Origin of the sequence: Fodinibius salicampi (assembly GCF_039545095.1) — a bacterium.
Classification (GTDB): domain Bacteria; phylum Bacteroidota; class Rhodothermia; order Balneolales; family Balneolaceae; genus Fodinibius; species Fodinibius salicampi.
The window spans coordinates 199,498-212,163 of record NZ_BAABRS010000004.1; the positions used below are offsets into that span (position 1 = coordinate 199,498).

Consider the following 12,666-nt stretch of genomic DNA (forward strand, 5'->3'; position numbering starts at 1 on the left):
GGTAATCTATCAGGTATCGTTTTCTATTAGTTCAATCATTTTATCAGCGTTATGAGTTGGTAGTTCGCAACTATAATTTTGACAAACATAGGCAGTGGCTTCCTGCTCCTTCACAGGAAAGTCTTTAAGAAAGGGGGCTAGTTCTTTTATTGAATCATCATCTGGATCATTTAATAAGACAAGAGTGTTTGGCAAAAATCGGGCCTGCAAAGATTGAAGTAAATCCTGTGTGGATTTCTTATCTTTTTCTCCGCTGATAATGACTTCTTTTCCTCCCGAAAATGTAAACAGAACGTTTTGGAGGGCAAAGCCAAAGCTGGTGGGAGCCTTTTGCATGTTATCAGCAAAAATTTGGTGCATCTGGTCCGCCATTTCTTCCCATTTGGAATTGCCGGTCAGACGCCCGAGACGAAGCAGGTTTGACCAGGCTACGGAATTACCAGAAGGAAGGGCGCCATCATGAAGCTCTTTCGTCCTTCCCAACAACTCTTCGGCCGACTCGGATGTGAAATAGAAACCTCCATTTTCGTCATCCCAAAAAAGATTGATAAGCGTTTTATTAAGAGTTATTGCCTTTTCTAAATAGGAAGATTTGAACGTAGATTCATAAAGTTCAATAAGTGCCCAGGTCAAAAAGATATAATCGTCGGCATGGGCATCAATCGCTGTTTTACCGTTTCGAAAGCGATGTTTAAGTGTACTATTATTCCACAGGTGACTTTCTACAAATGAAAAACAGTTTTCAGCCTGTTTGAGGTATGTTTTTTCCTCAAAAACTCGTCCGGCTTTGGCCAGTGCAGCAATCATAAGACCATTCCAGTCGGTTAATATTTTATCATCGAGTAGGGGAGGGGTACGTTCACTTCGCACTTCCAGCAGTGTTTCCCGAATGGAATGAATGAGCTGGCTTAACTTTTCTGAAGACATATTGCGTTCATTTGCCAGCTGGGAAATAGATTTTGTTAGATGCGGAATATTTTTTCCGGTTTTTCGGCCAGTGGCTTCATCTTGGTGATTACCCTCATCTGATAAGTTAAATACCTCGATAGCCAACTCTGCTTCGGTTTGAGGAAGAGCTTCCCTGATTTCTGAAATGCTCCATACATAGAATTTCCCTTCCTCTCCTTCACTGTCTGCATCTTCAGCTGAATAAAATCCACCATCCGCATGTTGCATTTTCCGCTGCACATAATGGAAAATTTCATCAGCTGTTTTTTTAAAGAGAGAATTGTTTGTACACTGCCACCCTTCAGTATAGGCCATCATCAGCATAGCCTGATCATATAACATCTTTTCAAAATGGGGTAAAAGCCAGTGGCGATCGGTAGAATAACGATGGAAGCCCAATCCTACCTGATCAAATAGTCCGCCCTGCCGCATATTCGTTAGGGTTTTTTCTACCATCTGTATAGCTTCGGTATCTCCCGTTTGCCTAGCATAGCGTAGTAGAAACATAAGCTTATGTGATGCGGGAAACTTTGGGGCGGAACCGAATCCACCGTGTTGCTTATCGAACTGTTTTTTGAAATGACGGTAAGCTTTGTCTACGGCTGATGAATCGAGCGGATTGCCCGGAGAGAATTTATTGGACTTTTGAAACGCTTTTATAATTTGGTCAGTGGATTTTTTAATCTTTGAGCGTTCCTTTTCCCATAATTGACTAATCCAGGGGATAAGCTCGTGCATGCCGGGTCTTCCCTGGCGCCCCCGGCGCGGAATATAGGTCGCAGCATAAAAGGGTTCTTTTTCCGGTGTAAGAAATACATTAAGGGGCCAGCCTCCACTACCTGTAAGCATCTGGCAGACGGGCATATACGTATTATCAATATCAGGTCGTTCTTCCCGGTCGACCTTGATATTGACAAATGCCTGGTTCATCATGGCTGCTGTTTCTTTGTCTTCAAACGATTCATGAGCCATAACGTGACACCAATGACAGGTGGCATAGCCAATGGATAAGAATACCGGTTTGTCCTCTTTTCGGGCCTTTTCAAAGGCTTCTTCCCCCCAGGGGTACCAGTCTACCGGATTGTGGGCATGCTGAAGTAGGTAGGGACTGGATTCATCCGCCAGTCGATTTGTATTCTGTTTGTTTTTATTTGAGGTCATTCTTCTTCATCAACTTCTTTTGTAAAGCGCTGACTATAGTCTACCAAAAAACGGTCATAACTGTCATTGAACAGCTCAGACGAAATCATAAAGTCGGCAGACGATCGATTACAGGCCACAGGAATATTGTATAATACCCCGATGCGAAGCAGAGCCTTAACATCTACATCGTGGGGTTGGGCCTGTAGTGGATCCCAGAAGAAAATCATCATATCAATTTCGTGCTTAGAAATAGCGGCTCCTATCTGTAAGTCACCTCCCAGTGGGCCACTGCTAAAACGAGTTACATCCAATCCTATCTTATCGGCAATTAATTGTCCTGTGGTACCGGTGCCAAATAAATTGTGTTTAGAAAGAGAACCTTGGTTGAAGTCACACCAGTCGATCAGATCTTCTTTCCGGTGATCGTGAGCGACAAGTGCTATATTTTTTTTACTCGACATGTTCTTTGAGCTATGTGCAATAGGTGGATTGGCATTCTTATAACTCTTGTTACTGTTATTCATTTTCTTAAAAGTAATTTAAAGTGATTATTGCAGAAGAAAGCTATGCTTCCTTTTCAGTAGATAAGCTAATGTAAGATACGGTAGCCCTCAAGCGGTAATTAATTTTTGTTTGTTCTTATAAAACGGGAAGAAATGACTTCGGGAATTAACATTCTAAGCGTTATATTTGGGTTCTATTCACTTTTCAAAACTAATCGATAAAAAAGAGTATTATTTATGGCTGTAGAACGAACGCTAACCATTCTAAAACCTGATTGTGTACGGAAAGAATTAATTGGCGAGGTAACTCGTCGCATTCAAGAAGCAGGTTTCAAAATTGTTGCACTGAAAATGACCCGGTTAACCAAAGATACGGCCGGTGGTTTTTATGCGGTTCATAAAGAACGCCCCTTTTACAATGAACTGTGCGAGTTTATGAGTAGTGGTCCCTGCGTACCAATGATTCTGGAAAAGGAAAATGCGATTGAAGATTTCCGTACTTTCATTGGAGCTACAGATCCGGATGAAGCAGAAGAAGGTACCATACGTGCGGATTTTGCAGACAGTGTAGGAGAAAATATTATTCATGGCTCCGATTCAGTAGAAAATGGAAAGAAAGAGTCCAACTTTTTCTTTGCCGAGCAGGAAGTAGTAGCCAATAAAGCTTAGGGTAATCGCTTAGGGAAACCGGGCTGTTCTTATTTTTAATCAGCAGCCTGGTTTTCCTAAGATTTATTTTGGGACTGCGATAGCGGTGGGAAGTTTATTTTTTTGTAAGTTCTGTTATATATAATGATCAATGATAATGTATAGATCATATTTTTTATCAATTCTTATTTTTCTGACCATAGGCTGTCAAGCCCAAAGCACGGATGATGCGGCGGTTACAGTAGGTGCCAAGGTTTTGTTGGATAATCATCTTGAAGAATTAGAGGGGAAACGCGTAGGACTAGTAATGAACCCTACAGCCCGGGTGGAAGGCATCCATATGTTGGATATATTGATAGCCAGGGATATTAATGTGACAGCTCTTTTTGCAGCTGAGCATGGCTTCCGTGGAGATATGGGAGCGGGAGAGACCATTGAGGATGGAATTGATCAGGCTACCGGGCTTCCGGTCTTTTCACTCTATGGTGAGAATAAAAAACCTACGGAAAAAATGCTTGATGAGGTAGATATTTTACTCTTCGACATGCAGGATGTGGGGGCTCGCTTTTATACCTACAATGTGACGATGGGAAATGTTATTGAGGCGGCTTCAGAACATGGGGTCGCCGTTTGGGTATTGGATCGGCCGAATCCTGCAGGCGGAAATTATATTTCCGGCTGGATGCTTCAGGAAGAGCATAAATCCTTTGTGGGAGCGTATCCCATTCCGATGGCGCATGGCATGACCATGGGAGAATTGGCAAAAATGATGGTCGGAGAGGAATGGATTAAATTTCAAGAAAAAGGAGAGCTTCGGGTCATTCCCATGGAGGGATGGGATCGGTCAATGACATGGCCGCAGACGGGGCTTGAATGGATTCCGCCATCCCCTAATTTACCAACCTTTCGGCACGCTTATGTATATTTGGGAACGGTACTCTTCGAAGGGGTAAATATTTCGGAGGGACGGGGTACTGCGGATCCTTTTTTAAAGGTGGGATCTCCCGCAGCTACGCTTTCTACCAGTCATATTGCCCGGCTCCGCCGTGACTTTAACGGGGTTAACATTGAACGTATTTCCTTTCGTCCCCGGTCGATACCTGGTAAGGCCCCAAATCCTAAGTTTGAAGGGGAACGCTGCCACGGTATGGAACTGCAAATTACGGATCTGAAACGGTTTAATAATCCGGTGCATCTGGGCGTTCGCATGTTGGCAACGATGCTGGATGCGACTCCCGAGGCCGAGCTTAATGATTTTATCCAAAAGCTGAGCGGTATTAATAAAGAAGAATTGATGCGACAGTTGGAGAATGAATCGTATCTTGAACACTGGAGCCAAACGGCTGAACAGTTTAGACAGCAGCGGGCGGATTATCTCCTATACGAGTAAACGTAAATTACCTTATCGTTTGCGTTTCCACTCATAGCTAAGCAATGCCGCACTCACAGAGGCGTTTAAAGATTCTACCTCATTTTCCATTGGAATTTGAAAGTGATAATCGCAGTGTTCAAGCGTCTTTTCCCGAATGCCGTGTTCTTCATTGCCAATGACAAAAGCAAGGGGCCTGTCTACTTTTAAGTCCCAAAGGTTCTGATTGCCCGCCATATCCAATCCTCCGATCCAAAAACCCTCATCTTTAAGCTTCATAATAGCCTGATTCAGGTTGCCGGTCCGTATAATAGGAATACGTCCTGCTGTGCCGGCCGATGTTTTGTAAACAGTCGCATTAACAGGAGCCTGACGGTGCTTTGGAACGATAACGGCAGAAAGGCCAGCTGCCGCAGCAGTGCGAAGAATAGCACCAAAATTTCCGGGGTCCTCAATTTCATTTAAAAGTAAAATAGCTGGATAGGATTCGGTGTCTACGGTATCCAGCCAGTTGTTGAAATCTTGGTAGGGAGTAGAACTTATTAAGGCAACCACGCCCTGGTCATTGACCGAACCAACCAGCTCATAGAGTTTCTGGCCAGGTACGTGCGAGATAGGGATCCTATGATTCGAGGCCTGCTCAAAAATTTCCGAAATCTGGTTATCGTGCAGGGAATTGCGCACAAAAATTTTTTCGATATGCTCGGCTTTGTTTGAAAGAGCTTCTCGAATGGGGTTACGACCGTAGATATAAATATCGGATTGGGAATCTGACATGAAAAAATAAGGTTGAAAAAACAACAATTTCAGTTAATTTGTAGGTAATCAAAAGACCTACTAATCTTGGATATCCGTTATGAGTAAATCCAGAAAACATAATAATTGGAAAATACCATCGGATGAGCCTAATATAAGAGATTCTGCGTACAGTACCGGTATTTCGAAGTGGATCAACCAGATCCATTCGTCAACAACTATTAGCTTAGTTGCGGGAATCAGTCAGGTAGGGGTTGGTTTGGCCGTGATTACTGTTTCTATACTGGGATTTATACAGCCGATTTGGGTCTCAACACTGTTGACGATGATTTCCAGCTTGTCTACGATGATAGGTTGTTTCTTGGTGTACCATACGATTACAAAGATGCACGATCCCAATAAATTGTTGCGTGACGCAATGAAAAGAGTGACCGAATCGAAAAATTAGCATGACTGATTTTAGCAACGAAAAAGAGCAGGAAAAATTGGAATCGTATCTCAAAATTCACCTTAAAGACGACTCGCAGTCGCTATCTGTGCAGGAACAGATAGAAGAACTGAAGAAAAAGGATCGGAATAAATGGATTATGCTGGCAGTGAATATTGCAGCTGTGCTTATCTTTGGTTATTCCTTCTATTTTGACATCACGGAGCTTAGCCAAACGTTTTTCATTATCATAGTGGCGGTTTTTGGGATTAATGTGGGACTTATTTTTTATCAGAAAAAACAGCTACGGGAACTTGTTGAATATTTGAATTGGAAACAGCTACATGGACAGGGATAAATTAACTTTTATTGCCGGCGCATTCATTTTTTTTACTATTGGTATCTTAGCTCAGCCCCTTATGTCACAAGATTTGTCGCTTCCTGTTTTATATCATTCGAATGATGATAGTTTTTTAGTGATTGCCCATCGGGGAGCCAGTGCTCAGTATCCTGAAAATACGATGCCGGCTTTTAAAGGGGCGGTAGAAATGGAAGCTGAAATGATTGAGCTGGATGTGATGATGAGTAGTGACGGAGTGCCGGTGGTCTTTCATGATGCCAGGCTTGATGATCATAGCGATGGTAAAGGTCTGTTAAAAGATTATACCCTCCGGGAGCTTAGGACACTGGATGTGGGCTCATGGTTTAGTGAACAGTATAGAGGTGAAAAGATGCCGACCCTGGAAGAGGCTATTGAATTTGCTTCCGGAAAAATAGCTCTCAATATTGAAATTAAAACAGAGGCGGTATCTGATGAATTGCATGGTGGTGTTGAGGAAAAAAGCCTGGAGTTGGTTAAGAAGTACGGGATGGAGGATCATGTAATTTTTTCCAGTTTTGATTATCGGGCATTGGAACATTTAAAGAAATTAGATCCAGCGATCCCGGTGGCTTTGCTATACAATCGCTCCGAATCGGAAAACATGTCTCCGCTTGAACTCGTTCGGAAGTATGGAGTGGATGCTTTTAACTGTAGTTACAATCAGTTTAAGAAGAAATGGAGTCGCGAGCTTAAGGAACATAATATTCCGCACTTTATTTACACGGTTGATCAGCCACGTAGAATGCGTAGGTTACTGAGTGCTGAAGTCAGCGGGATTTTTACCAATAAACCGGACTTGTTAAAAGAGGTAGCCACAGAATTTCAGGAAAAAGAATAAAATCTTAAAAAAAACTGTTTAAGGTTTGAATGCTGAGCGGAAACCTTCTATTTTTACTTTTCCCTAATTAATAAATGCTTTCATGTCCACAAAATACATTTTCGTAACCGGAGGAGTTACGTCTTCACTTGGCAAAGGAATCATCTGTGCATCTTTAGGGCGCCTTTTGGTGGCGCGCGGACTTCGTGTCACAGTACAAAAATTGGATCCGTATATTAATGTTGATCCAGGTACCATGAATCCCTACGAGCACGGAGAAGTATATGTAACTGAAGATGGTGCCGAGACTGACCTTGATCTCGGGCATTATGAGCGCTTTTTGGATATTAAAACGTCACAGGAAAATAACGTGACGACAGGCCGCATTTATAATGATGTGATATCCAAAGAACGTCAGGGGGCTTACCTGGGTAAAACAGTACAGGTTATTCCCCATATTACCGATGAAATTAAATCACATATCCTGGCCTTAGGAGAATCCGGTGACTATGATATCGTTATTGTAGAGATCGGTGGGACGGTAGGCGATATTGAAAGCTTACCCTATATTGAAGCCGTACGCCAGTTACGTTATGATGTGGGTCGGCAAAATACGCTTTCCATCCACTTAACGCTGGTTCCTTATCTTTCTGCGGCACGCGAATTGAAAACGAAGCCTACACAACATTCCGTTAAAACGCTTTCCGAAAGTGGACTACAGCCCGATATTATTGTAGCACGTTCGGAGTATGAACTGGATCAGGATATCCGGAATAAAATTGCTCAATTCTGTAATGTTGAAAATGAGGATGTGATTGCTTCCCTCGATGCGGAGAGTATTTACCAGGTACCGTTATTGATGCAGGGTGAAGGACTCGATGAGCGAGTGATTAAAAAGCTGGATATTGAAGCCGGGGATGCTGAACTGGATCAGTGGATTGGTTTTGTTGAAGCTGTACGAAATCCATCCAACGGTATTGATATTGCGTTGGTGGGTAAATATGTGGAGCATCATGATGCCTATAAATCGATTGTTGAGGCATTTATACATGCCGGCGCCGTCAATGATTGCAAGGTTAATATTCGGTGGATTCAATCCGATGATCTTACTCCTGAGAATGTTCCCGATAAGCTAAAAGATATATCCGGTGTTTTGGTAGCTCCCGGCTTTGGGGGACGCGGTATCAGAGGTAAGCTGGCAGCAATTACCTATGTCCGCGAAAATAATATTCCTTTCTTCGGTATCTGTCTGGGCTTGCAGTGCGCAGTCATTGAATATGCCCGGAATGTATGTGGCTGGACCGATGCCAACAGTACAGAATTTAATGAAGATACTGAGTATCCTATTATCGATTTGATGCCCGACCAGAAAGATATAGAAGACAAGGGAGGGACAATGCGTCTGGGCTTGTATGATTGTAAGATAAAGCAAGATTCTAATTCGTATAAAGCCTATGGGAAAGAACTTTTTCAAGAACGCCACCGCCACCGCTATGAGGTGAATAATAATCTCCGGTACAAATTGGTGGAAGACGGAATGAAGCTCGTTGGTTTCAATCCAGAGCGTGATCTTGTTGAAATTATAGAGTTAGAAGACCATCCGTGGTATGTAGGGGTACAATTCCATCCTGAATTGTGTTCTACCGTAAATAATCCTCAGCCTTTGTTTGTAGACTTCGTAAAAGCCGGACTGGAATATGCCAAAGAGCATGACTTGCATGTACCTATAACGGGTGAAAAAGTGGTGGTCAGTGAAGCCTGATGGATGTCTCCAGTTCTCCATTTAGTGAGCGTCTGCGGTTACGTGCCTGTGGATTGCTGATCAGAGATTCTGCTATCCTTTTAATTAAAATACATTCACCCGTTATTAATCAGCTTGTTTGGATGCCCCCGGGTGGAGAGATTAAATTCGGTGAGTCTCTTAAAAAGGGAGTAAAGAGAGAGTTTCGGGAAGAAGCCAAAATAAGCGTGGAGGTCGGAGATTTGTTGCATGTCAATGAGTTGATGGAAAACCTTTTCCACGCCGTGGAGTGTTATTTTGAAGTTAATCATGCTGAAGGGAAGGCAACTTTAGGCTCTGATCCTGAGTTGGAGACGGAAGAGCAGCTCATTGAAGATCTGCAGTGGATACCCATAAAAGAGCTGCGCAATATTCCGTTTGTTCCCCGGGACTTAATTCCAATTTTAGAGCAGTGGGAAAACAGAGTAGGCCTCAACATTTCTTAATTCAATACTTAAATAACTTTATACCATTTAATCCATGTTATCAGTATTTAAATATTATAGCGTTTTTCTGGTCGTACTGGCAATTGCAGCTATTTCCTGCCAATCACAGAATGAAATGGATCGTATGGTTATTCAAAATGTAACCGGTTATACCTTCTATGAGGATACCCTCCGTGAATTTTCAGCCATAGCTTTTGAAGAAGGGAAAGTAGTAGATGTTTATACTGATACATCTTTTAATGACAGTGGAGATATTAAAATAATTGATGGCCAAGGAAGGGTAATGCTGCCCGGTCTTATTGATGCCCATGCCCATGTAATGGGGTTGGGCTTCCAACAGATACACGTGAATTTAGCAGGTACCCCTTCCCTTAAAGAGGCTTTGAGACAGGTTGAAGAATATGCATCTGACTATCCCGATCTGAACTGGATTGAAGGGCGGGGATGGAACCATACACACTGGGATATCAATCGGTTCCCAACAGCCGAAGAGCTTGATAAAATTGAAAATGAACGCCCTGTCTGGTTGACTAGAGTTGACGGCCATGCCGGATGGGCCAACAGCAAGGCAATGGAATTGGCCGGAATTACCGCTGAGACCGAAGCACCCCAGGGAGGAGAGATTATACGCGATGAAAATGGAGAGCCAACGGGTATCTTTGTGGATGCTGCCATGGATCTTATAACTTCTGAAATTCCGGAGCCCACTACCCGTGAACGGAAATTGGCTTTTAATAATGCGCTTCAACAGATGCGCAGCCATGGTTTAACAAGCGTTCATGATGCAGGCATTGGCATAAGAGATTGGCAGCTTTATAAATCGGTAGCAGACTCGGGCCGTCTTACGACTCGTATCTATGCAATGATTTCTGGGACAGGCGCTACCTTTGATACGTTGGCACAAAAGGGACCTATACCGTCTTATAAGCAGGATATGCTGGCATTGCAAAGTGTAAAGATCTATGCTGACGGTGCTCTTGGCAGCCGGGGAGCTGCAATGATTAATCCTTATAGTGATGATCCGGATAACAGGGGATTGCTTTTTGCTTCTGAGGAAGAGATGACCAATAAGATTTTAAAAACGGCCTCGGCAGGTTATCAAACGAATGTGCATGCTATAGGCGACCGGGCCAACAGGGTGGTATTAAATACGTTTGAATCTGTAAAAGATAGCTTAGGCAATCAGGGGCTTCGCCATCGCATTGAGCATGTCCAGATTGTTTCAGAGAAGGATATTCCTCGTTTTAAATCGCTTGATATCATCGCTTCCATGCAACCCACTCATGCCACCAGTGACTTGAATATGGCTGAAGATCGGGTGGGCTCCGAGCGCATCAAGGGAGGTTATGCGTGGAAAACGTTTATTGATCAGGGAACAGTCGTGGCCTTTGGATCTGACTTTCCTGTTGAGGATGTAAATCCTTTTTATGGCTTGTATTCAGCTGTAACTCGACAAACCCAGGAGGGAGAACCGGAGGGTGGCTGGTATCCCGGAGAACGAGTAAGTCGGGCACAGGCCTTGCGGTCATTTACGCTCGATGCTGCCTACGCGGCTCACCAGGAGAAAGTGCTTGGAAGCCTTGAGCCGGGGAAATGGGCAGATTTTATTTTGATTGATCGCGACTTTTTTGAGATTCCTGATCAGGAAATTTGGCAAACTGAGGTTCTCGAAAGCTGGGTCGCTGGCCAAAAGATATATTCTAAAGCTGATTAATATAGATACACAGAAGTAATTTGAGTTATGGAGATTAGGGTAGCACAGCTGAATCCGATTATAGGCGATATACAAGGAAATGAGCAAAAAATTGTTCAGACTCTTATGGCCGCCCAGCAGGATAATATAGATCTTTTGGTTTTGCCGGAAATGGTTACTTGTGGATATCCGCCAATGGATCTGTTGGAATATCCTTCTTTTTTGCAGGAATTATATAAAATGAACAACCGACTTGCCGGCAAAGTAGAGAATACAGTCCTTATATTAGGAACGGTAACGCCTAATCACACTGGTAGAGGACGAAAATGTTATAATAGTGCTTTGGTATTGTATCAAGGGAAAGTAATGGCGGAAATTCATAAAGCGCTTTTACCTACATATGATGTGTTTGATGAACACCGCTATTTTGAGCCGGGAAGGTCTTTTGAGTGTATAGAACTTTTTGGAGAAAAGCTGGGTATAACTATTTGCGAAGATATTTGGTACAACTACAGTGAACCGCAATATTTAACTTATGATTTAAATCCGGCCAGGGAGCTTGCAGATAAAGGAGCAGAAATTATTTTAAATATTTCTGCTTCGCCCTATACACGAAATAAGCCAGTAGGCAGAGAAAGGATGCTTAGGAAGCAGGTAGATAACCTAAAGTTGCCGATCCTTTATGCTAACCAGGTAGGTGGCAATACAGAGCTCATATCCGACGGCGATTCTCTTGCAATGGACCAAAATGGTAATGTTAAGAAGCGATGTACCTTATTTGAAGAGGATGCTATCGATATTAACTGGGAGGGGGAGGGAAGTTCTTTGCAAGTAAAAAATGATGTAAAGACTAATACTCCTTCGTTGCCGGAACAGCAGTTCAAAGGACTTGTAACAGGTCTTCGCGACTATCTCCAAAAAACAGAAGTAGCTGATAAAGTAGTTTTAGGATTAAGCGGCGGTATTGATTCATCCTTGGTAGCCTGTATCGCAAGGGAAGCCCTGGGAGATGATAAGGTGATTGGAATTACCATGCCATCAGAGTTTTCATCCACCGGAAGCGTTACCGATTCTGAAGAACTTGCCAATAATTTAGGTATTGGCCTCCATGAAATAGCTATAAAAGATACTTATGATTCTTTTAATGATACCTTGGCGCCACTGTTTCAGGATACTTCTTTCGGGGTTGCTGAAGAAAATTTACAGCCGCGAATCAGAGGCACTTTGTTGATGGCTTATTCAAATAAATTTGGTCATATGCTGTTGAATACTGGAAATAAGTCGGAACTCGCAACGGGTTTTTGTACCTTGTACGGTGATATGGCCGGAGGACTTAGCGTAATTGGGGACCTATATAAACAAGAAGTATATGCGATGGCTCATTGGCTTAATAATGAGTATTACAACGATGAAATTATTCCACAGTCAGTTCTGAATAAACCGCCAAGTGCTGAATTGCGTCCGGATCAAAAAGACGCAGATTCTCTGCCCGACTATGAAGTGCTGGATGCTATTTTACAGGCCTATATCGAGGAGCAAAAAACGATTGATGAAATTATTGCTCAAAATTTTGAAAAAGAAACAGTAAATCGCATATTAGGACTTGTGGATCAGATGGAATATAAGCGTGCACAGGCGGCTCCCGTGCTCAAACTAAGTTCTAAATCTTTTGGGTCTGGTAGACGCTGGCCTTTGGTTCAGCGGTGGACCCAAAACAGATCTTAGCGATAGGAATATCGCTAACGAGTTTATGT

The 12,666-nt window shown here is 42.9% G+C and carries 12 protein-coding genes; 9 read left to right on the forward strand and 3 right to left on the reverse strand.

All coding sequences use genetic code 11. The annotated features are described in order from the left end of the window. Positions 1-9: 9 nt before the first annotated feature. On the reverse strand, positions 10-2,109 hold the full coding sequence (locus ABEB05_RS14425; RefSeq protein ID WP_265791180.1) for a thioredoxin domain-containing protein: 2,100 nt from the start codon (positions 2,107-2,109) through the stop codon (positions 10-12). Continuing rightward, positions 2,106-2,552, reverse strand: coding sequence for a methylglyoxal synthase (locus tag ABEB05_RS14430; protein ID WP_345694309.1), 447 nt, complete (start codon positions 2,550-2,552; stop codon positions 2,106-2,108). The genes ABEB05_RS14425 and ABEB05_RS14430 overlap by 4 nt, the downstream gene beginning before the upstream one ends. Positions 2,553-2,831: 279 nt before the next feature. Between ABEB05_RS14430 and ndk the strand changes: the two genes are divergently transcribed. Beyond that, on the forward strand, positions 2,832-3,263 hold the full coding sequence (gene ndk / locus ABEB05_RS14435) for a nucleoside-diphosphate kinase (protein ID WP_265791177.1): 432 nt from the start codon (positions 2,832-2,834) through the stop codon (positions 3,261-3,263). Positions 3,264-3,399: 136 nt separating this feature from the next. After that, the gene (locus ABEB05_RS14440) at positions 3,400-4,632 is read left to right on the forward strand and encodes an exo-beta-N-acetylmuramidase NamZ family protein (RefSeq protein WP_265791176.1); all 1,233 of its coding nucleotides are present in this window, start codon (positions 3,400-3,402) and stop codon (positions 4,630-4,632) included. 12 nt (positions 4,633-4,644) lie between these two features. On the opposite strand, the gene rlmB is transcribed toward ABEB05_RS14440, so the two are convergent. Continuing rightward, positions 4,645-5,388, reverse strand: a complete 744-nt coding sequence (rlmB, locus tag ABEB05_RS14445; protein WP_265791174.1) for a 23S rRNA (guanosine(2251)-2'-O)-methyltransferase RlmB — start codon at positions 5,386-5,388, stop codon at positions 4,645-4,647. Positions 5,389-5,467: 79 nt separating this feature from the next. Between rlmB and ABEB05_RS14450 the strand changes: the two genes are divergently transcribed. The 7 genes from ABEB05_RS14450 to ABEB05_RS14480 all read left to right on the forward strand — a co-directional run bounded on the left by ABEB05_RS14450 (position 5,468) and on the right by ABEB05_RS14480 (position 12,637). Then, a complete protein-coding gene (locus tag ABEB05_RS14450) occupies positions 5,468-5,815 on the forward strand; it encodes a hypothetical protein (RefSeq protein WP_265791173.1) in 348 nt (115 codons plus the stop codon). Between the two features lies 1 nt (position 5,816). Beyond that, on the forward strand, positions 5,817-6,152 hold the full coding sequence (locus ABEB05_RS14455) for a hypothetical protein (RefSeq protein ID WP_265791171.1): 336 nt from the start codon (positions 5,817-5,819) through the stop codon (positions 6,150-6,152). Further along, positions 6,139-7,014 (forward strand): glycerophosphodiester phosphodiesterase, encoded by an 876-nt coding sequence (locus tag ABEB05_RS14460; protein ID WP_345694304.1) that lies wholly within the window; start codon positions 6,139-6,141, stop codon positions 7,012-7,014. The genes ABEB05_RS14455 and ABEB05_RS14460 overlap by 14 nt, the downstream gene beginning before the upstream one ends. Before the next feature lie 82 nt (positions 7,015-7,096). Then, positions 7,097-8,755, forward strand: a complete 1,659-nt coding sequence (pyrG, locus tag ABEB05_RS14465) for a CTP synthase (protein ID WP_265791168.1) — start codon at positions 7,097-7,099, stop codon at positions 8,753-8,755. After that, on the forward strand, positions 8,755-9,219 hold the full coding sequence (locus tag ABEB05_RS14470; RefSeq protein ID WP_265791167.1) for an NUDIX domain-containing protein: 465 nt from the start codon (positions 8,755-8,757) through the stop codon (positions 9,217-9,219). The genes pyrG and ABEB05_RS14470 overlap by 1 nt, the downstream gene beginning before the upstream one ends. A gap of 34 nt (positions 9,220-9,253) precedes the next feature. Beyond that, the gene (locus tag ABEB05_RS14475; RefSeq protein WP_265791166.1) at positions 9,254-10,933 is read left to right on the forward strand and encodes an amidohydrolase; all 1,680 of its coding nucleotides are present in this window, start codon (positions 9,254-9,256) and stop codon (positions 10,931-10,933) included. Positions 10,934-10,960: 27 nt separating this feature from the next. Continuing rightward, on the forward strand, positions 10,961-12,637 hold the full coding sequence (locus ABEB05_RS14480) for an NAD+ synthase (protein WP_265791165.1): 1,677 nt from the start codon (positions 10,961-10,963) through the stop codon (positions 12,635-12,637). The last annotated feature ends 29 nt before the right edge of the window (positions 12,638-12,666 follow it).